Here is a 23,633-nt window from a genome sequence, read left to right on the forward strand (position 1 = left end):
CATAGGAACGACCAAAGCAGATGGGTTTTACGTAAATCTTAAAATATGCTTGTAAATATGGTACTATTTTAAAAATAGTGAAGCTGAAAATGTTAATTTTTCGATGATTGAACATTATTGATGGTTAACTAACCCTCCGATTTTTAAAATGATTCATGAGCTTGACTTAACTTTGTAATCAAGTTTTTTTTGCGGTTTAATCACTATCTTTTACTGCGATAATGGTTTAATAAGCATTTATTTTGACCTGAATAAATTAAAAAATTGCTCCAACAATAATGAACGAAACAATAATTAGCTATATCAAGAATGAAATTACATCCGAACCTACGATAAAGATTGCAACTAATGATAGTCTTTTAGATACAGGAATTGTAGATTCAATGGGAATGATGAAACTCATTCTATTTCTTGAAAAGCAGTTTAAGAAGCGTGTTCCCTCTGGGGATATGACCCTCGAAAACTTCGAAACTGTAGAAAAAATAGCTAAGTATTTTTCAGCCTAGAAACCAATCTTACGCTATGGAAGAAAGAAAAGAGAGTGCTTTTGCGCTGACTCAAAGTCAGTTGCAACTTTGGGCGGGACAAAAGTTAAACCCTGATTCTCCACTACACAATACTGCACATACCTTTAAAATACATGGAAAAATTGAAGAAGAAGTTTTTCAAGATGCATTCCAAGAATTAATCCGTAAGATAGATGCCTTGCGCACCATTTTTGGTGAAGAAAACGGTATCCCCTTCCAGTCTGTTTTATCAGAATTAAAACATAAAGCCGATGTTGTTGATTGTACTTCGATGTCAGCGTCTGAAATTGGCGATTTATTACACAACAGGTCCAAAAAAACCTTGGACCTTTCAAAAAAGGCGTTTGATACTGCTTTATTAAAAGTTGATGAACAAAAATATACATGGTTCCTAAATATGCATCATTTAGTGACTGATGCTGTTTCTGCAACCCTTGTCTTTAAATATCTATCTAGCATTTATCAGCATATTAGAGAAAATCGATTAGAGGAAATGGTTGCTATCCCTTCCTTTAAAACTTATGCTGATTTTGAACATGAAGAACGATCTAAATCTGAAAATGATGATAATAAGAAGTATTGGCGAGAGAAAATCGAAACGATAAAGGAACTTCCTTCTCTATATGGATCTCGATTTAATCAAAAAACAACAGAATCCACAAGAATATCGGTAAAGCTTGGTGAACAACGTACTGAAAAACTTAAGCAACTTGCTGAAAACCCTGAAATTAAAGGGTGGACACAGAATTTGACTTTTTTCAATTTACTATCCGCGGTTTACGCTTCTTTTATTTATCGAGTTAGTGGACAAAAATCTTTTGCTTTTGGGGCTCCCATGCATAACCGAACGAATAAAAACTTTAAAGAAACTGTTGGCCTATTCATTGAGATATTTCCGGTGCTAGTCAAATTTGAGGAAGATGACACCTTCGCCGATATTCTGAATCGCATAAAACTTGAGAGTAATGACTATTTACGTTTTGCGCAACCGGGAATGGTAACTCCTGAAATTAGCAGTAGCTTCAATTGTATTCTAAACTTCATTAATGCCAGTTTCGCTGATTTTGATGGAAATAAAGTAGAATCAGAATGGATGCACCCGGGCCATATAGATATTTCGCACCAAATGCGATGTCATGTAGTAGATTTTGATGATAAAGGGGAATTAGAACTTTTATTTGATTTAAATCATGGTGTATTTAATGAAAGTTTGATTGAAAAGGTTCCGAATCATTTCTTAAAATTGTTTGATGCCTTTTTGGAAGATATCCATACGCCTATTCATAAAATAGGTTTATTGACAGCCGAAGAAGTAGAAAGTAAAACTCGACTGAAAAACCAAGAGCCTACTCAAACTTTGGTTTTGAATGCTTTCAAAAAAGCAGTTGAAACTAATTCTTCAAAGAATGCTATCAGTCAAAAAACAATTGGCCATACTTTCAAAGAGCTTAACGAAAAATCGAATCAGCTAGCTGCTTTTTTGATGAAGTGCGGCGTTGAAAAAGGTCAAAAGGTGGCAATTCATATGCCTCGTTCTATTGATTATGTAATTAGCGTTATTGCGACTTTAAAAACGGGAGCTGCTTTTATCCCGATTTCATCAGATCAACCGTCAGAACGCATAAAATATATAGTTTCTGATGCCAAATGTGCCTTACTCCTCACAAATTCTGAGCTTGAGATTCATTTGGATGAAAGCTCTATGCCTGTAATATCCTTAGATAAAAATAGACAGGAGATTGACGAATTTAGTACTAAGAATTCAAATATAGCTCCACTTAAAGAGGACTTAGCTTACATTTTATATACTTCTGGCTCTACAGGAAACCCTAAAGGTGTTCTAATTTCACATGGAGCCTTAGCCAATTATCTAACATGGGCAAAGTCATATTATAAAAATGATGACCCTTTCGTTTTTCCATTGTTCACTTCAATAGGCTTTGATTTGACAATTACATCCACATTTTTGCCTTTAATTACTGGAGGAGAATTAATAGTTTATAAAGAAAGTAGTACCGGACCAGATATTGCTCTAATGGAGGTTTTGGAAGAAAATAGAGTTAATAGTATAAAACTAACACCTTCTCATTTAGCATTGATACAAGGAAGCGATTATACCCAATCGCAAATAAAAACCATGATTGTAGGTGGTGAGGATTTTAAAACTAAGATTGCCAAGGGAATTCAACAGAACTTCAATTCTGAGCTTCAAATTTTTAATGAATATGGTCCAACGGAGTCAACCGTAGGTTGTATCGTTTCACAATTCTCAGAAAATCAACATAAAAGTATATCTGTACCAATAGGTGCTCCTATTGCTAATGTTCAGGCGTATATTTTCGATGATCATATGAACTTGGTTCCCGAAGGAGTAGTTGGACTTTTGTATTTGGGAGGAGAAGGCTTAGCAAAAGGTTACTTGAACTTGCTTGAACTAACTTCAGAAAAATTCATTTCGAATCCATTTAATAAAGAGGAAAAATTATACCAAACCGGCGATTTAGCTCGTGTTAACTCACAAGGAGATTATGAATACTTGGGAAGAGTAGACGAACAAGTTAAACTAAAGGGTTTCCGAATAGAATTGAATGATATCGAGGCTAACTTATTAAAGCATCAAGGTATTGAAAATACCGCGGTCGTTGTAATTGAGAATGAGAAAGCTATCCCAGAAAACGAGGTGATTAATTGCTCAGAATGCGGACTGCCTTCCAATTATCCAAATACCGATTTTGATGAACATGGTGTTTGTCATGTATGTACCGCTTTCAAAGGCTATAAAGAACAGGCCCAAAAGTATTTCAAAACTGAGGACGAACTTCGAAGCATATTAATGTCTAAGAGAGGAAAAAGCCCGAATTATGACTGTATATCTTTATTAAGCGGAGGAAAAGATAGCACTTACATTCTAGCTCAATTAGTAAATATGGGCTTAAAAGTACTTGCCTTTACTTTAGACAACGGATACATCTCTGATCAAGCAAAAGGTAATATTGATCGCATCGTAGGTAAACTAAATGTCGACCATGTGTATGGAACAACCGAACACATGAACAAAATATTTGTTGATAGTCTACATCGTCATCATAATGTCTGTAATGGTTGTTTTAAAACTATATATACCCTTGCCACTCAAATTGCATTAGAAAAACGTATTCCGTTTGTAGTTACAGGTCTTTCGAGAGGTCAGTTTTTCGAAACAAGATTGACAGAAGAGTTATTTTGGGATGAAGAGGCAGATGTTGAAAAGATTGACAAAACCATACTAGAAGCACGAAAACTCTATCATCAAGAAGAAGATGCCGTTAAAGACCTTATGGATGTTTCGGCATTCGATAATGACGAAACCTTTGACAAAGTTCAATTTGTTGATTTCTACAGATATAGTGACGTTAGTCTAGAGGAAATGCTAATATTTTTAAAAGAAAAAGTAGATTGGGTAAGACCAACAGATACTGGTCGTTCTACAAATTGCTTGATCAATCAGTTGGGTATTTATGTACATAAAAAGGAAAAAGGATATAGCAATTATTCCTTCCCATATAGTTGGGATGTCCGTATGGAACATAAAACCAGAACAGAAACTCTTGAAGAAATAAATGAGGTCATTGACGAAATTGCCGTTAAGAAAATCATGCAAGAAATCGGATATACCGAATCAAGCGAAAGTGAGTTAGAACAAAAAAAACTTGTGGGTTATTATACTGGAAAACAAAAGCTTAGCTCAGCAGAATTAGCAAATCACTTAAAGAGAGAGCTTCCGGAATACATGGTGCCAACTCACTTTAAACATATTGATGAATTACCATTGACTCCCAATGGAAAAGTAGACAAGTCAGCATTAAAAGCCCTAAACGTCTCACAATTAGAAATGGATACTCCATTTGTTGCCCCTGAGGGAGAAATTGAAGAACTTTTAGCTTCTATTTGGAAAGAAGTTCTGCGTTTAAAACAAGTAGGTGTGCAAGATGATTTTATCACCTTGGGCGGTCATTCGCTGGCAGCAATTCGAGTAACCGCAAGAATTAATGAGGAAGTGGAAATGAAATTTCCACTAAATAAAATTTTTGAACTGCCTACTATTGCGCAGTATGCAAAATATATCGAAGAAACCTTAGTAGCACTTTTGGAAAAATAATATATGCAAGTAGGATTCTTAAAAGGCTTAAAGCCACTTTTAATACAACGAATAGCAATGCTTATGGCCATCTGCTATTTACTGAATCCGCTGCACCAGCAAATTACATCGGTGATACATGAAATTTCTCATAGCTTAGAAATTCCAGATTATGTGATGTCGCATAACACAAATTCACATCATGAATATGAAACTCATGATTATAGTATGGATGAAATTGAACATGATCATAATTTGATTGATTTGTTAGATTCGGTTTTAGCAGCTTCAAACGATAAAGATGATTCTGAAAATTCAAATGTTGTTAAAGTGAAAATTGACAAACATATTTCTAAATTTCAAATCGATCTTCAAAATCATTTCTCAGATAAAAGCCAGCATTCTTTTTCGATAATTCAAGAAAACAGGAAACCAGGTTACCTTGGAAAAATGGAAAAACCCCCGCAACTCCCTTTGGGATAGATTCATTGGTACTAATCAAAACTAAGTTTTTGATACAGGTAGAATCGCTCCTACTCCACTATAACTATTATTTATTCAAAGCACCCAGGATTTGTAGGCATGTAGGCCTCAAATAGTACGTTGGTGTTCATTACCACACAAAAAATTCATTATGAAAAAATATATTACATTCTTAGTACTCATTAGTTATATAGGTATTATTAACGCTCACGAACTAAGTGGAACTGTTGTTGATGAAAACAATATTCCAATAGATGGAGTCGGAGTTTTTAATAAAACTACTGGTGGTTATACCTATACGAATGTTGCTGGCTATTTTGAGCTAGACGACATTTCTATCGGTGATTTAATTATTTTCAATAGTCTGGGTTTTGAAACTCAAGAAATAACCATTGCTGAAAATCAACTAGATAGCACCATTAAAATCACTCTTTTAGAATCCGCAGTATCCTTAGATCAGGTTGTTATTGTTTCCAAAGTGAATGCCTTAAGTCAGTTGGTCAATATCGATGTAAAAGCAAGCCCCGTAAAATCATCACAGGAGATTCTTAGGAAAGTTCCAGGTTTAATTATTGGCCAACACGCTGGTGGTGGTAAGGCAGAACAAATATTTTTAAGAGGATTTGACATTGACCATGGTACAGATATTACAATTAACGTTGATGGACTCCCTGTAAATATGGTATCACATGCGCATGGTCAAGGCTATGCTGATATGCACTTTATCATTCCTGAAACTATCGATAACATTGACTTCGGAAAAGGAGCATACTACGCTAGTAAAGGAAATTTTAATACTGCCGGATATGTTGATTTACAAACCAAATCCCGTATTGACGAAAATCAATTATCGTTAGAAGCAGGAATGTTTAATACCATTCGTACGGTCGGCATGTTTAAAATTACTGAAGGAGATAACAGCAATGCCTACGTTGCTTCTGAATTAGTATTAACTGATGGTGCTTTCGAATCTCCTCAAAATTTTAATCGCTTGAATTTAATGGGGAGATATAACTTCAATAATCACGAAGACCAAGAACTAACGCTGTCCGTTTCACATTTTCAAAGTAAATGGGATGCCTCTGGTCAGATTCCGCAACGCGCCGTGGACCAAGGCTTAATTACCAGATTTGGAGCGATAGATGACACCGAAGGGGGTAATACTAGTAGATCAAACTTTTGGGTGAATCATAGTAAACAACTGGACGAGCATTCAAAAATCAAATCGAAAGCTTTCATTTCAAAATATGATTTTGAATTATTTTCAAATTTCACATTCTTCTTGGAAGATCCGGTAAATGCTGATCAAATTCGCCAAAAAGAAGATCGTACTATTATCGGGGCAGAAACACTTTATGAGCATTCAATCCATGTTGGTGATCATGATTCACAGTTACGCTATGAAACCGGCTTAGGCTTTCGATATGATGATGTAAATGATGTACAGCTATCAAGAACGAAAAATAGACAAGAACTATTACAGCGACTTGCTTACGGAAATGTAGACGAATTGAATGGTTACGGATTTTTTGATTTAACCTATAAGAAAGACAAATGGACCATCAACCCAGGACTTCGATTGGACTACTTCAAATTTGATTATGTAAACCTTCTTTCAGAAACATATGACAGTAAAAGTGAAAACAAATTGTTTTTGGGCCCGAAATTGAATGTGATTTACGCAGCTTCCCCAGATCTTCAAATATTTGGGAAAACAGGAATAGGATTTCACTCAAACGATACCAGGGTAGTTGTTGCCAACAGCGGTGAAGATATTCTCCCTGCTGCATATTCTGCTGATTTGGGAGCAATCATTAAACCATATAAAAAGTTGATTTTAAATGCGGCTTTATGGAGTCTTTTCCTTGAACAAGAATTTGTGTATGTTGGGGATGCAGCTATTGTAGAACCTAGTGGTAAAACCCAACGGTATGGTGTAGATTTTGGAGCTCGTTATCAGCTTACAGATTGGTTGTATGTGAATGGGGACATCAATTATACCTATGCCCGAAGCACCGAGGAACCTGAAGGTCAAGATTTTATTCCTTTATCACCAGATTTAACATCATCAGGTGGATTATCATTTAGAGATTTAGGAAACTTTTCAGGAGGTATCAACTATCGTTTCATCAAGGATAGGCCAGCTAATGAAGATAATTCAATTGTAGCTGAGGGCTACTTTATTACTGATCTAAACTTAAACTATGCTTATAAAAATTGGACATTTGGCGTGATTGTTGAAAATCTTTTCGATCAAGAATGGAATGAAACCCAATTTGCAACTGAAAGCAGACTGCTTAATGAGACAAATTCTTTTGAAGAAATTCATTTCACACCAGGTACTCCCTTTTATTTAAGAGGAAAAATATCTGTTTCATTTTAAAAGTAAATAATCTAGTTGTCAAATTTTTTAATTGGTCATGAGCGACTTGGAATTTGTAGAATCATACTAAATCAGGAAAAGATGTGTTTACTTAAATGTATTATTTTTACAACCCAAGCTAGCATATATGGTAAGTTTCTTTAGTAGAAAAAAGTATTTAGTGGATCTTTTAGAAGGATTCATAGATATTCATAACCATATTCTCCCTGGCATTGATGATGGAGCTCAAACGGTAGAAGATTCAATTGCTCTTATAAAAGGATTTTCCGACTTTGGAGTTACCCATTTTATTGCTACTCCACATATCATGCATAATTATCATGATAACACCCCAGAGACCATTGGTAATTCGCTAAAGGTCCTAAAAAGTGAATTGATAAAACATGATATGAACGAGGTTTTTATCGAAGCATCTGCCGAACATATGATTGATGACAATTTCGAAACTATTCTTGAAAATAAAAAAGTGATGCCACTATGTGAAGAGCACCTTTTAATTGAAATGAGCTATTTGCAACGTCCCATAAACTTTGACGAATCTGTAGTTGCAATAACGAGTAATCGGTTCTTTTCGATTTTGGCGCATCCTGAACGATATAACTTTTTGCATGGTAGAGCCCGAAAGTATTTTGAATTCAAGCAACAGGGCATTCTATTTCAATTAAATATGCTATCGCTATCTGAATTTTATGGTAAAGAGGTGCAAAAGGTTGCATTCAGATTGCTAGAAGAGGGCATGATTGATTTTATAGGTTCTGATGTTCATAACATGAACCAATTGAATTCACTTAAAGAACTGACTATTTCCAAGAAAACAATCAAACATCTCGTTCCAATAGTTGAAAATACAATCAGTCGTTTTAAATAAATCATTACCGTTATAAATTAGAAAAGCCCGAATCATTTAAGTTTCGGGCTTTTCATTTAGGTTGGTTAGTGCTAATTTTTAATTATAAGTTTTAGTCTGTAATTTTCACCTGAATTTATGGAAACCAAAACCATGTATATTCCGTTTTCAATTCCTATCAAATCAAGTTCAATTCCGCTTTGAGCTACAATAAATCTACTTTCGTCATAGACTCTCACCATTTTTCCCGTCAATTCAAATAAGGATATGTTTTTGATATTTATCCCTCCTGAAGGAACTCTTAGGGTGGTATAAGCCTTAGCTGGATTAGGATATAAAACTGGTATCAAAATACGAGATGAATCGGTAGATACTATATTCGTAATTTCATTTTCACTCTCAGAGCTACTAGACTTGCTACTAGCTCCACTTGAACAATTTGTAGCTGTATCACCAAATCCACTTGGTAATTTTGTAGTTTTAGTCACATAAAGTTTGTCAAGACCAGCACCATCTTCACGATGTGCAATATCAATTGTGTTTGACCCTTCTGGTAAATTAAAACTGAGAAATACCGTATTTAATTCCCTATCATGCACTTGATGCCAGCTGAAAGCACTGCCTCCCGGTATTAAATTCCAACGCAGCCAATTACCCCCATTAACCCTTACCCAAAAACTATCATCTTCCACACTAGGCACTTTTACATTAGCATAGATTTTATAGGTTCCAGCTGCTGCGTTAAAATTAAAGGTGATTCTTGAACTACTAGCTGTTGGGGCACTACTGTAATTTGCACCGAAAGGTGGAAGCAAATATTCTCCTCCTGAAGCGGTTACATCATTTATAAGACTCCAACCTGAACCGACTACAGCACATTCTGCCTCTAACCAGATTTCGCTTGGATTGGTGATGCTCTCCGGATTTACTGCGACACTAACTTCATCAAATCCTGTTTCATTCTCATCGTCAGTTACTGTCAAACGGAAAACATACGTGCCTTCTAAAAGGTTATCTGCTATAAGATTGGAAGTATTCGCCCCGGATAACGAAGCCGTACTTGGTCCATTCTGTTGCGTCCATTGATAGTTTGCTATCGATCCGCCATCAGGATCATTACCAGAACCATTTAACGTTATATTATTTGTAGGAAGGGTAATACTCTGATTTGAACCAGCATTAGCCGTTGGTGGACTGGTTGTGCTTCCTGATCCTAGAATCTCTATGGCATTTATTATCGGATGACGATTTCCGCCAGCTGCATCCGTAGAGTTGAAATCAATATTGAGAACACCTCCTGAAACATTTACAGTATGGGTTCTGACTAACATCGCATCTGCTCCCACTTCATCAAAGACATCCAAATTATCTTCAACCAATTGTCCTTCAATGCTGACATCAAAAACACGACTGCCTACTCCACCTGAACCTCCACCTGTGGCTCCAAACCATAGTTCTGCAAAGTGAAGTCGTACGGTATACTCCCCATCAGCAACAGGAATATCATAACCCATCACCTGTGACCTACTAAAACGGAAGGTCTGATAGGGCTCTGGAAGGCCTGTTTGAGGTCTATCTAAAGTATTTCCGGTATCGAAGTACTGATCCCCTATGAAATCCTCTCCGGAGTAATTCGTTGCTGTTCCACCAGTATTAATGCGAAGTGCAAATCCGCCGACAATAACTTCTGGGTTTACTGTTACCGAAACCTCATCAAAACCTGTTTCATCTTCATCATCGGTTACCGTCAAACGGAAAACATAGGTGCCTTCTGCAAGATTATTTGCTGTAAGACTAGCCGTGGTAGCTCCGGACAAAGAAGCGGTACTTGGCCCACTCTGCTGGGTCCATTGATATGCTGTAATCGAACCACCATCAGGATCGTTACCAGAACCCGTAAGCGTTACACTATTCATTGGTAGCGTAATACTCTGATCTGAACCAACACTAGCTGTTGGTGATTGGGTGCCGACTTCAGGACTCACAATTACCGATACTTCATCAAATCCTGTTTCATTCTCATCATCAGTTACAGTCAAACGGAAAACATACGTGCCTTCTAAAAGGTTATTTGCTGTAAGGTTAGAAGTATTCGCTCCGGATAGCGAAGCCGTACTTGGCCCACTTTGTTGCGTCCATTGATATGCTGTAATCGAACCACCATCAGGATCGGTACCAGAACCATTTAAGATTATGCTATTTGTAGGAAGGGTAATACTCTGATTTGAACCAGCATCAGCCGTTGGTGGGCTAGTTGTGCTTCCTGACCCTATAATTTCTATGGCATTTATTATCGGATGACGATTTCCGCCAGCCGCATCAGTGGAGTTGAAATCAATATTGAGAACGCCTCCTGAAACATTTACAGTATGGGTTCTGACCAACATCGCATCTGCTCCCACTTCATCAAAGACATCCAAATTATCCTCAACCAATTGTCCTTCCATGCTAACATCAAAAACACGACTGCCTACTCCGCCTGAACCTCCACCTGTGGCTCCAAACCATAGTTCTGCAAAGTGAAGTCGTACGGTATACTCCCCATCAGCAACAGGAATATCATAACCCATCACCTGTGACCTACTAAAACGGAAGGTCTGATAAGGCTCTGGAAGTCCTGTTTGAGGTCTATCTAAAGTATTTCCGATATCAAAATATTGATCCGCTATGAAATCCTCTCCGGAGTAATTCGCTGCTGTTCCACCAGTATTAATGCGAAGTGCAAATCCGCCTACAATAACTTCTGGGTTTACTGTTACTGAAACCTCATCAAAACCTGTTTCATCTTCATCATCGGTTACCGTCAAACGGAAAACATAGGTGCCTTCTGCAAGATTATTCGCTGTAAAGCTAGCCGTGGTAGCTCCGGACAAAGAAGCGGTACTTGGCCCACTCTGCTGGGTCCATTGATATGCTGTAATCGAACCACCATCAGGATCGGTACCAGAACCATTTAACGTTATACTATTTGTCGGAAGAGTAATACTCTGATCTGAACCTACACTAGCTGTTGGTGATTGAGTGCCTGTCGGCACTGATTGATTTTCGTAAATTCTAGGGAAGTTATGTGGATTTGCACCTACAAACCAGCCATTCGAAATAATGTCTAAATCACCATCATTATCAATATCTGTTACTCGTGCTCCGTCGTGATGCTCTTGACCAGGTATACCTGCATTTATAATTTGCTTTACAAAAGTTCCGCTATCGCATAAGTCATTTTCAAAAGCTATCAATCGGTATTGATCTCTCCACTCTCCTACCACAATATCTTTATCCCCATCAAAATCAATATCTGTCGCGAAAACACTTAAACTACCACTTACATCAGTATCCAATACATTTCTAACCCAAGGTTGCGTTGGGTCCGCTGGAGCAGCAAACCATGAGAATTCTTTCCGGTCAGGGTCAGTAGAAAAAGCACTTAATTGACCAACAACAGCATCTAAATCTCCATCGCGATCAAAATCAGCAATTTGCACTCTATCTGGTGTTGTGGCATACGTTATTCCCGTATTAAATGTGGTCCAACCTCCTCCTGTACTCAAATCATTTCTAATCCAATTACTTCCTTGAAAAAGGTCTAAATCATTATCTTGATCAATATCACCGACTTGAATGTCTTCTCCTGTAGAATCCATCGTAAGGGTTTCCAAGGTCCATGTTCCTGTTGTAGGATTCGCAGATGGCGTTAACAATTGCATAGGAGAACCAGTAGCTTCGGCTCCATTCCAATTGATTGCCATTTGATAAGGACCACCAACTGTAAATATTCCACCCCCAACACCCGCAACAAAAGGCTCACTGTAAGTTGTGTCACCCGAAGGAATGTTAGTAAAAACCGTAAAAGCACCTGTACCATTATTTTGTGCCCAAACTAGGTCAGAACCTTCATAACCACGAGGATCTAATCCATTTTCAGTCGTTCCTAAAAGATCAAGGTCTCCATCATTATCAAAATCGTATATCCAAACCACATTGTCAAAATCGGCACCTATAGTGCTTCGTACCCAATTGCCTTGAACGGACCCTGGGTTTTTATACCACCAGGCACCTGTTACAATATCCTTTAAACCATCGCCATCAAGATCAAAATCTGCAAAGGTATACACCGAAACCGTTGGTAGTGATGTTGTTTCTAACTGCTTTACTCCCCATTGATCTGGAAAGGGTGTTGTGTTACAAGTGATATCTCCGGTAACATTGACCGTTACTTCATCAAAAATTCCAGTTCCTGTATGGTTTATATTAAATAACTCTAGTTTGATTTTATGAGTGCCTAAGCTAAGTCCGTCAATGCTTATAGGATCATAACTATAATGAGGGCCAACCATAACATCATCGATATAATAATGCATATGTGTATCCCCTTCGGCAATTGTCCAATTGTCTACAACAAAGGACACGTCGAATTGCTGATTCACATTTGAATTTTGAGAAGGTGAATTAATCGTAATATTAGCATTGGTTTGCTCACCAAATGTATTTTTATCTAATATTTCTATTCCGCTAATTTTGGCCCTTTGCGTCACACCTTCAAATTGGATACTTGCAAAACCATCATTTACTTGAATATTATTGAATTCTTTTATCAAGGCAGTCGCTGGGGCAACTTCACTTAGAATATCAAAATTTGAAAGTACTGTTGCCCCTTCAATTGAAACATCAAAAACTCTAGAACCTAATCCTCCAGACTGAACTCCAAAATACAACTCGGCAAAATGAAGTCTAATATCATACTGATCAGACCCCTCAACGGGTATTTCATATGTGAATGGACCAACTGCAGGACCATAAATTTCGGTTTGATAAAGGGCATCATCGGTAGTATTATTTATAGGAAAGTTCACTGTATATACTGCCCCTCCTGATCGGTATTCATCTGCTATAAAAGTATCTCCTGCCAAACTAACCTCAGGGCCACCTGAATTAATTCGCACACCTCCTATTAAAGTGAATGGATAGCTATTCGATACTATAGCTAAGCCAGAAGTATTTTGAACATTTGCAACCGTTAAATTGTAATTACTACCTGAACCTAAATTTGAAACTGTTAAAAACACGGTACGATCATCTTCTTGTAAAACAGCGGATGATATTGATCCATTATTATCTATCGTATAATTACTAAGCGTTTGGGCAGTAGCAGCATTTAGATATTCTGAAAATTGTACAGCTACAGTTGTCGAGTTGAGTACAGAAACGCTTTCTACCGTGGGTGGAGTATTGTCAATAGATATTCCGTCTCCTAAGAACTCCACATAATTCAAATCAAAAATTCCTAATCCTGATCCCTTAAATACAAAGTATAAGTCATTTTGGCCTCCAGGGTCCGTAAAACTGGATTCTACACTTACCCAGTTAGCTAATCCACCAGTTGCTGGAACCTGTGTTGTTGCTAATAGCGGTCCCGTTGTACTTCCAACCCTTAGTTCAATACTACCTCCTGCCGAAGCCGCAGCAACCTTGTATTTTACCCCAGTCATATTTTGCAGATTTCTACCGGCAAAAGATATAAATCCTTCTGAGTTTACTCGAAGTACTTCCTGGCCTCCCTCAAGGGGATCATTATTAGGAAAAACAGTTGTCCCGCTTTGTGTGTCATAGAATTCCGCTTCTTTCCTTTTCGGATGAAGTTGGAGTAAGTCTCTTGATATCAAACCACCCGTATCGGTATATTCCATTGATATAGAAGCAAAAATGTCTAGTTCACCATCCGTACCATGATTTGCATCCGCTTGAAGTCGTAATACCTGAGGGCAACCATTCAAAGTAGATTCTGGATGCACATGATTTAAATGTCCAAAACCAGGTACAAGAATAACTTGATTGCAATCTACCGCACCATCTTCATTGTCTTGAACAGTAACATTTATATTCACATCATCTCCCCAATTGAAAAAGCCTCCATTCGCTGGTGAATTAATGCTGAACTCTGCCAGATTATTTCCAGCATAAATCGTAACATTTTTTATGCTTTGACCATTTGTTGGATTGCCATCACTTACTTTTAGCTGAGCATTAAAAGTTCCTGCTGTAGAATAAGTATGTGTTGGGTTTGGGTCAGTAGAATCGACATTTCCATCGCTGTCGAAATCCCACTCATAAGTTAACGGAGAATCATTATTCGGATCGGTAGTACCTGCACTCGAGAAATTTACAACCAGTGGCAAATCACCATTGGTAGGTGTTGCGCTAAGTTGAACAACTGGAGGACTATTTGTTACGATTCCTGTATAATCAACTCTAATTAGTTTCCCAGTGGGCCCTGAATCGGAACCACAACAAGGAACTCCGTAAGCCAAAATATACATTTTACCATCAGGACCTAATTCCATATCAATAAACCCTTCTGAACCTACCGGAAATACCGAGGGCGCAAATTGGGGAACTGTACCGATACTACTTGTATCTTCTACAATACTTCCATCAGGATTCAGTGTTACCACCCAAATTCTGCTTGAATTAAAGTCGTAAAAGAAGAATTTTCCATCGAATTCGATTGGTAATCTTTGCACATCCTGCAGGTTATTATCATGATAATATCGAAAACCTACCAAATAACTTTTATTGTCAAAATCAACCCATGCAGGTTGCGCTTCAGGAAGGTTTGTAACTCCAGTATTAAAAACAGAAGTGTTGAGGGGAGCAAGGGGATCATTATAAAAAGGTGGTGAACCATTATAAACAATTTGATAGGGGTCATTGTTTTTTCCTAGAAAGTAAGGCCAACCCGCATTCTCTGCACTTTTAGTTAAATTTAACTCATCCCTTCCTGAAGGTCCTAAAGTAGATGCGTTTGCCGCATCCGGCCCTACATCGCCCCAATACAGCCAATCGTTGGCTTCATCATCAACAAATATTTTATAGGGGTTTCTGGCACCCATTACATAAATTTCCGGTAAACCTCCTGTACCCCCTGGAAAGAGGTTACCCAAAGGAATAGTATAGCTTCCATTTGCCTGAGGAGTAATTCGTAAAATTTTTCCTCGCAAGTCATTTGTATTGGAAGATGATTTTTCTGCAGTATCTATTTCGTGGGCTGGAGTATCTGTATTTACGAGAGCGATTGCTGTAGAGGTATTCGGATAGGTGGTATTATCACCCGTAGCGATATACAAATTACCCTGAGAATCAAAGTCCATATCACCTCCAGAATGGTACTTAGCTATCCGGTTGGTTGGCCACTGTAAAAGTGTGATTTCGGAACCTAAATCAAGGTTATCACCATTCATTGTAAATCGAGATACTCGATTTCCTTCAAATGAATTACCAGCAGGTGAATAATATAAATAAATAAAATTGTTGGTTGTAAAATTTGGGTCAAAGGCAATACCCAATAACCCATCTTCCAATTCATGAAAAACGGGAAGTGTACCTGCGGAAATAGGTACTCCTACGCTTGACTTATATACTAAAAGTTCTCCATAACGATCAAGTATAAAAATACGACCGTCAGGTGCGAACTTAAAAGTCGTAGTGTTGGATAATCCACTAGCTATTTCAACTTTTTGAAAACTTGTGGGTAATTGTGCTTTGGCGCTAGTAAACGCCGTCAAAATAAATGTAAGAACAAACACATTGATTGCACTCTTATATGATGGTATGCAAAAATTGATTTTTTTCTGCGAGTTTACTCCTGGAATAATTCCCATAGCTAATTGTCTAAACAACACTGGTTAGTTAAAATACTTACAAAATAAGGGGGATTGATTATTCTACAAAAATATCCCGTTTTAAACCTAAAGAATAAGGTCAAGCGACTTAATACTAAATAAACGGGGGCTAATCGATGAACTATATCCCATTAATAAAACACACTTTAAAATGGACTTTATTTGGATATTGACCATTTGGATAAAAAATAGTCCTTGGTAGAATTGAGGTCTAAATTAATACAAATTATCGTGAATTACCTATTGAGTAATGGTATTTCAACGAAAAAGGCCCATTAAAATGGACCTTTTCAAAATATTGGATACTTATTCTTTAGTTATTTATCCACAACTTAATTAGTGTGGTTTCACCTTGACTCATCGCAACTCGAACGAAATAAACTCCGTCTCCCAAAGTAGATATAGGTATTCTATATACTCCATTTTGCTCAATTTCATCAGCTAAAAAACCAGCAAGATAACGCCCACCTACATCATGTAAGGTAATGTTCATCACCCGCACATCAACGGGTTGATTCACAACTTGTATGTGCGCAAAACCAACATCCATAGGACTTGGAGGGTTACTTGTCAAGATTATATTCATTTTTCCTGTCGGATCATCAGCAACCGTTATGGTAAGTGAGGCAGTGTCCGTCAGTCCTCCGTCATCAGTTACGGTTAATAATACATCATAGGTACCCGGTATTGTATAAATATGTTCAGGATCAGCTTCCGTAGAAGTCATTCCATCTCCAAAATCCCATAAATAAGAGACAATACTAATATTATCTGTAGAATTGCTTCCGGTAAAAGTGACCAATAAAGGTGCTCCGCCCGAAGTGGGAGTCGCTTCAGCAACCGCAACGGGTTGATCTCCCATCTCTGCAACCGTTATTGTCAAGGTAGCCGTATCAGTCAAGCCTCCTTCATCGGTAACAGTTAATACTACATCATAGGTACCTAAGGTGCTATAGGTATATTCTGGATTTGCTTCTGTTGAAGTCATTCCGTCGCCGAAATCCCACATGTAAGAAGCAATGCCAACATCATCAGTTGAATTAGCTCCTGTGAAACTAACTAACAGCGGTGCTGATCCGGTAGTAGGTGTCGCCTCTGCAACCGCTACAGGTGGCATATTTCCACCGGTTTCTGGGGTAACTATAATAGTTGCTTCATCGAAGGCAGTTTGTGTTTCATCATCTGTAACTGTAAGTCGGAAAACATATTCACCCGCGACGAGATCATTTGCTGTAAGGTCTGCCGTATTTGCGCCAACCAAAGTAGCCGTATTAGGTCCACTTACTTGCGTCCATTGGTAAGTTATCATACCACCATCTGGATCATTTGCAGTTCCATTTAAAACGGCATTATTCGCTGGCAAAGTTATTGTTTGATCTGCTCCTGCATTAACATCCGGTATTCTAGTTTCAAATACACCAATACCCGATATTTTAGGAAAATCTACGGTAGAGATCAGGGTAATAGTTAACATGCCATCAGTGACTGGAACATTCACTAGACTTTCAATCACCGCTGCGGCACTTTCACCTGCTTCGGCAATTATGTCATAGTTGCTAATTTGGGGTTGGTTCTCAACTTGAATATTAAAAACTCTTGAACCAATTCCTCCTGCTTGTGAGCCAACACCATAAAACAACTCCGCAAAATGGAGGTCAACATTATAGCTGCCATTTATAACAGGAATCTCATAAACCAAAGTACCTGTCGTACTAAATCTTTCCGTCTGATACAACTGGTCATTTTCAGTATTTGCTATTGGAATAGGATTAGGAGTTGTTGGGAAAGGTGTTCCTCCAACAAAATATTGGTCTGCAGTCCATTCTTCAGTGTTAAAAACATATGCTGGTCCCCCAGAATTAATCAAAAGCGTTGATGGTTCACTAGCCACAGTAACTGTAACCTGATCGCTGCCCATGTCACCCTCATCGTCAGTTGCTGTTAAACTGAAAACATAATCACCTTCTACTAAATCACTTATAACTGGATCTGCAATATTTACATCGCTAAATGTAGCTGTCGTTGGTCCACTAACCTGACTCCACAAATAAGACGCAATAACACCACCATCGGGATCAGTTGCAGAACCATCTAGGGTTAAAGTGTTATTTGGTAAGGTGATTGTTCGATCATCTCCTGCAAAAACTATCGGTGGGTTACTACTGCCTGGCACGATAACCTCAATACCTGATATTTTAGGAAACTCCACTACGCTGGTAAGCGTAATTGTTAGACTACCATCAGTCACCGTAATATTTGTAAAGTTTTCTATGATCGCAGTTGCACTTGCACCAGCTTCGGCTATAATATCATAATTAGTTAATGTTCCTTCTCCATTTTCAATATCTACATTAAAAATTCTTGACCCAATATCTCCACTAGCTCCAGGACCAGAAACTCCGTAATAGATTTCAGCAAAGTGTAAATTAACATTATGATCTCCATTACTAACCGGTATCTCATATACCAATGGCCCTAAATTATTAAACCTTTCCGTTTGATAAAGTTCATCATTTTCTGTATTTGCAATTGCGATAAAATTCTCTTCGGGAGTACCGGCATTAAAATATTGATCTGCTGACCATTCTGTACCATTGAAAGTATAGGTTGGACCACCTGAATTAATTCGAATGGCGGAGGATTGATTTGAAACTGTAATTGTTGCCTCATCAAAATTTGTATCACTTTCATCATCAGTTACCGTAAGTCTAAATACGTAAACACCTTCCTCCAAGCCTGATGCAACTAGAGTTTCGGTAGTATCGCCTGTTAAAGTGGCTATACTAGGGCCACTCTCTTGAGACCATTGATAAGATGTAATTGAACCCCCGTCAGGATCGCTCGCTGAACCATTTAAAGTGGCTGTATCAGGTAAAATATTTTGATCAGGACCTGCATCAACAATAGGCTCATCATTTGCAGGTGGAATTGTTTGATTTTCGTAAATTCTAGGGAAGTTATGTGGATTTGCACCTACAAACCAGCCATTCGAAATAATGTCTAAATCACCATCATTATCAATGTCTGTTACTCGTGCTCCGTCGTGATGCTCTTGACCAGGTATACCTGCATTTATAATTTGCTTTACAAAAGTTCCGCTATCGCATAAGTCATTTTCAAAAGCTATCAATCGGTATTGATCTCTCCACTCTCCTACCACAATATCTTTATCCCCATCAAAATCAATATCTGTAGCGAAAACACTTAAACTACCACTTACATCAGTATCCAATACATTTCTAACCCAAGGTTGGGTTGGATCAGCTGGAGCAGCAAACCATGAGAATTCTTTCCGGTCAGGGTCAGTAGAAAAAGCACTTAATTGACCAACAACAGCATCTAAATCTCCATCGCGATCAAAATCAGCAAGTTGAGCCCTATCTGGTGTTGTCGCATATGTTATTCCCGTACTAAAGGTGGTCCAACCTCCTCCTGTACTCAAATCATTTCTAATCCAATTACTTCCTTGAAAAAGGTCTAAATCATTATCTTGATCAATATCACCAACTTGGATATCTTCACCAGTGGAGTCCATGGTAAGGGTTTCCAAAGTCCATGTTCCAGTTGTAGGATTCGCCGATGGTGTTAGCAATTGCATAGGAGAACCTGTAGCTTCGGCTCCGTTCCAATTGATTGCCATTTGATAAGGACCACCAACTGTAAATACTCCACCGGCAACACCGGCAACGAATGGTTCACTGTAGTTTGTATCACCTGAAGGAATGTTGTTATAGACCGTAAAGGAACCTGTACCATTATTCTGTGCCCAAACTAGGTCAGAACCTTCATAACCGCGAGGATCTAATCCATTTTCAGTAGTTCCTAAAAGATCTAGATGTCCATCACCATTGAAATCATGTACCCAGGCCACGTTATCAAAATCAGTACCTATAGTGCTTCTCACCCACTCTCCTTGTATTGTTCCAGGGTTTTTATACCACCAGGCACCTGTTACAATATCTTTTAAACCATCGCCATCAAGATCAAAATCAGCAAACGTATACACCGAAACCGTTGGTAGTGATGTTGTTTCTAACTGCTTTACTCCCCATTGATCAGGAAAAAGTGTTGTATTACAAGTGATATCTCCAGTAACATTGACCGTTACCTCATCGAAAATTCCAGTTGCTGTATGGTCTTGATTAAAAAGCTCAATTTTAATAGTATGACTCCCAAGGCTTAGACCCTCAATTACAATAGGCTCATAACTATAGTGCGGTCCTATCATCATATCATCAATGTAGTAATGAACGTGGGTATCACCCTCTAAAATTGTCCAATTTTCTACGTTAAATGCTACCTCAAAAGGTTGGTTTACATCCCATCCATTCGATGGTGAAGTTATAGAGATACTTGCATCAGATGGCTCACCAAAAGTATCAGGTGATAAAATTTCGATACCATTAACCTTTGCACTTTGTACGCCATCAGTGAATACAATAGTGGCAAAACCATCGTTTATCGTTACGTTATTGAATTCTTTCACCAAAGCAGTAGCAGGAGCAACTTCGCTTAGTATATCAAAATTTGTAAGTACTGGGTTTCCTTCTATACTCACATTAAAAGTTCTTGATCCCGGACCACCGCCAATTCCAGCTCCGGGTAAACCAAAGAAAATTTCTGCAAAGTGTAGACGTATATCATACTCTCCTGCTACTCCAACCGGTATCTCGTAAGAAAATATTCCATTGCCGGTAGCATAGCGCTCTGTTTGGTATAAATCATCATCAGTGGTGCCAAGAATATCAGCTGTTGTTGAAAAAAAATCTCCTCCATCAAAATAATTATCAGCAATAAACGAATCTCCATTAAATACAACTTGCGGTCCGCCAGAATTAATTCGAACTTCTCCTATCAAACTAAAAGGGTAGTTATTTGTAACTATTGTTAAACCAGAAATATTTTGAACATTACTGACTGTCAAACTATAATTTGTACCTGCACTAATAGTAGATGTTGTTAAAAAAACAGTTCGTCCATCATTCTGTAAGTCAGCAGAAACAACACTAATACCATTGTTTATTGCATAGTTTGATATCAGTTCAGCAGAAGTTTGATCCACATACTCTGAAAAATTAACTGAAACCAAGGTTGGACTAAGAGCCTTAACAATTTCTATTAAAGGTGGTGAGTTATCTGTAGAAACTCCGTTTCCTAGAAATTCCACGTAATTCAAATCAAAAATATTAGACCCTGAACCAGTGAAAACAAAAAATAAATCATTTCTTCCTCCGGGATCTGAAAAGTTAGATTCTACACTTATCCACGAGCTTGTCCCTCCAGTTGAAGGTACGGCAGTTGTAACTAATAAAGGTCCTGTTGGGCTCCCTAAACGCAGTTCGATACTTCCACCCGCGGCAGCAGAAGCTACCCTATATTTTACACCCGTAATATTTTGAAGATTTCGTTCTGAAAATGAAATATAGCCTCCGGCATCAACTCTTATCGCTTCTTGCGCTCCTTCAAGTGGGTCATTATTTGGAATTATGGTAACTCCGCTTTCAGTATCAAAAAACTCTGCTTCTTTCCTTTTCGGATGAAGAGTTAATAAGTCTCTTGAGATAAGCCCTCCTGTATCAGTATATTCCATAGAGATGGAAGCAAAAATATCAAGCTCGCCATCAGTACCATGATTTTCATCTGCCGCTAACATTAATGTTTGTGGACATCCATTTGTGGTAGGTTCAGGATGAACATGATTTAAATGACCAAAACCTGGCGTGAGGATAACTTGGTTACAATCAACCAACCCATCTTCGTCATCTTCAGTAATTATATCAATATTAACATCATCACCCCAATTAAAGAAACCCCCATTTGCTGGCGAATTAATGGTAAACTCTGCTAGATTATTTCCAGCGTAAATTGTAACATTTTTAATACTTAAACCATTGGTTGGGTTGCCATCGCTAACTCTTAATTGGGCATTAAAAGTACCCTCTACTGTATAAGTATGGGTCGGATTAGGGTCACTAGAATCGGGCATACCGTCACCATCAAAATCCCATGAAAATGTCATAGGATCGCCATTAGGGTCTGTGGTTCCAACACTTGAAAAATTAACAACTAATGGCAAATCTCCATTAGTGGGTGTAGCGCTAAGCTCTATGACTGGTGGACTATTGGTAGTAATACCGGTATAATCAACCCTGTAAAGTTTACCTGTTGGACCTGCATCTGGATCACAGCAAGGCACGCCATAGGCTAAAATATACATTTTCCCATCTGGGCCTAGTTCCATATCAATAAAACCTTCCGTACCAGGAGGGAATACCGCGGGGGCAAATTGAGGTACTGTGGCTATTGTACTTGTGTCATCTAATATATTTCCATTTGCATCCATAGTTACTACCCATATTCTGCTCGAATTGAAATCATAGAAAAAGAATTTATCATCAAACTCAATAGGTAGTCTTTGCTGATCGGTTAAATTGGTATCATAATAATAGCGAAACCCAGCTAAATAACATTTATTATCAAACGACATCCAAGCCGGTTCTGCCGGCGGAAGATTCGTAGCACCTGTGTTGAAAATTGAGGTGTTTACAGGAGCCAATGGGTCATTGTAAAACGGAGGTAAACCATTATAAGCGACTTGATATGGAGCGTTATTCGTTCCTAAAAAGTATGGCCAACCTGCATTTTCAGCATTCTTGGTTAAATTTATTTCATCCATCCCCATCGGTCCGGCAGTACCTGGAACAGACGCATCGGGCCCCACTTCTCCCCAATAAAGCCAATCGTTAGCCTCATCATCAACAAAAATTCGATATGGATTTCTAGCTCCTAGAACATATATTTCTGGTAATCCACCTGTGCCTCCTGGAAAAAGATTTCCCGGGGGTATCGTATAAGTTCCATTTGCTTGAGGGGTAATTCTTAAAATTTTACCTCTTAAATCATTTGTATTTGAAGAGGATTTTTCAGCACTAGCCTGCTCATTAGCAGGAGTATCAGTATTTGTAAGACTAATGGCCGTATATGTATTTGGATAAGTAGTATTATCTCCTGTCGCGACATACAAATTTCCTTGAGAATCAAAATCCATATCTCCGCCTGAATGGTACTTAGCAACTCTATTGGTGTCCCATTCCAAAAGAGTTACTTCAGAAGCCATATCTAGGTTATCGCCAACCATGGTAAAACGGGATAACCTATTCTTATTAGCCCCTACGGGTAATGGAGAATAGGTAACATATATGAAATTATTAGTCGCGAAATTTGGATCGAAGACAATACCCAACAAACCGTCCTCTAGCTCATGAAAAACTGGTATTATTCCAGCTGATTGTACAAACCCAGTGCTGTTTTTATATATTAATACTTCACCATACCTATCTAAAATAAAAATTCTACCATCAGGAGCGAACTTAAATGTAGTTGTGTTTGAAAGCCCACTAGCCAATTCAACCTTGACAAACTCATCCGGTAACTGCGCATTTCCGGTAAAAACGCTGAATAGAACTGTTGAAAATAAAAGCAAAAAAAGGCTTTTTGTTTTTTCTCCAAACAAAAGCCCTAGGGTAGGAATATGTAAATTAAAAAACGAATTGTAGTTTTTTTTCATAGCAATGCTTTGTTAAAGGCGCAAGTTTATTCA

Annotated in this window: 7 protein-coding genes; 5 read left to right on the forward strand and 2 right to left on the reverse strand. The window is 38.1% G+C overall.

Annotated features, from left to right (window positions below; genetic code table 11):
- The first annotated feature begins 278 nt into the window (after nucleotides 1-278).
- The 5 genes from ACKWCD_RS05015 to ACKWCD_RS05035 all read left to right on the forward strand — a co-directional run bounded on the left by ACKWCD_RS05015 (nucleotide 279) and on the right by ACKWCD_RS05035 (nucleotide 8,378).
- Nucleotides 279-506, forward strand: a complete 228-nt coding sequence (locus tag ACKWCD_RS05015; protein ID WP_413982834.1) for a phosphopantetheine-binding protein — start codon at nucleotides 279-281, stop codon at nucleotides 504-506.
- Nucleotides 507-522: 16 nt separating this feature from the next.
- On the forward strand, nucleotides 523-4,665 hold the full coding sequence (locus ACKWCD_RS05020; RefSeq protein WP_413982835.1) for an amino acid adenylation domain-containing protein: 4,143 nt from the start codon (nucleotides 523-525) through the stop codon (nucleotides 4,663-4,665).
- Between the two features lie 3 nt (nucleotides 4,666-4,668).
- Nucleotides 4,669-5,127, forward strand: a complete 459-nt coding sequence (locus ACKWCD_RS05025; RefSeq protein WP_413982836.1) for a hypothetical protein — start codon at nucleotides 4,669-4,671, stop codon at nucleotides 5,125-5,127.
- Nucleotides 5,128-5,278: 151 nt separating this feature from the next.
- The gene (locus tag ACKWCD_RS05030) at nucleotides 5,279-7,510 is read left to right on the forward strand and encodes a TonB-dependent receptor (RefSeq protein ID WP_413982837.1); all 2,232 of its coding nucleotides are present in this window, start codon (nucleotides 5,279-5,281) and stop codon (nucleotides 7,508-7,510) included.
- Between the two features lie 127 nt (nucleotides 7,511-7,637).
- The gene (locus tag ACKWCD_RS05035) at nucleotides 7,638-8,378 is read left to right on the forward strand and encodes a tyrosine-protein phosphatase (protein ID WP_413982838.1); all 741 of its coding nucleotides are present in this window, start codon (nucleotides 7,638-7,640) and stop codon (nucleotides 8,376-8,378) included.
- 71 nt (nucleotides 8,379-8,449) lie between these two features.
- On the opposite strand, the gene ACKWCD_RS05040 is transcribed toward ACKWCD_RS05035, so the two are convergent.
- Together ACKWCD_RS05040 and ACKWCD_RS05045 are read right to left on the reverse strand one after the other, a co-directional pair.
- Complete coding sequence (locus ACKWCD_RS05040) at nucleotides 8,450-16,012, reverse strand: PKD domain-containing protein (RefSeq protein ID WP_413982839.1); 7,563 nt, start codon at nucleotides 16,010-16,012, stop codon at nucleotides 8,450-8,452.
- Between the two features lie 334 nt (nucleotides 16,013-16,346).
- On the reverse strand, nucleotides 16,347-23,600 hold the full coding sequence (locus ACKWCD_RS05045; protein ID WP_413982840.1) for a malectin domain-containing carbohydrate-binding protein: 7,254 nt from the start codon (nucleotides 23,598-23,600) through the stop codon (nucleotides 16,347-16,349).
- Between the last annotated feature and the right edge of the window lie 33 nt (nucleotides 23,601-23,633).

This window comes from Maribacter taeanensis, assembly GCF_047345145.1.
GTDB lineage: Bacteria > Bacteroidota > Bacteroidia > Flavobacteriales > Flavobacteriaceae > Maribacter_C.

Coding starts and splice junctions, on each gene's coding strand:
- ACKWCD_RS05015 (WP_413982834.1), top strand. CDS start 279: ATGAACGAAACAATAATTAGCTATATCAAGAATGAAATTACATCCGAA.
- ACKWCD_RS05020 (WP_413982835.1), top strand. CDS start 523: ATGGAAGAAAGAAAAGAGAGTGCTTTTGCGCTGACTCAAAGTCAGTTG.
- ACKWCD_RS05025 (WP_413982836.1), top strand. CDS start 4,669: ATGCAAGTAGGATTCTTAAAAGGCTTAAAGCCACTTTTAATACAACGA.
- ACKWCD_RS05030 (WP_413982837.1), top strand. CDS start 5,279: ATGAAAAAATATATTACATTCTTAGTACTCATTAGTTATATAGGTATT.
- ACKWCD_RS05035 (WP_413982838.1), top strand. CDS start 7,638: ATGGTAAGTTTCTTTAGTAGAAAAAAGTATTTAGTGGATCTTTTAGAA.
- ACKWCD_RS05040 (WP_413982839.1), bottom strand. CDS start 16,012: ATGGGAATTATTCCAGGAGTAAACTCGCAGAAAAAAATCAATTTTTGC.
- ACKWCD_RS05045 (WP_413982840.1), bottom strand. CDS start 23,600: ATGAAAAAAAACTACAATTCGTTTTTTAATTTACATATTCCTACCCTA.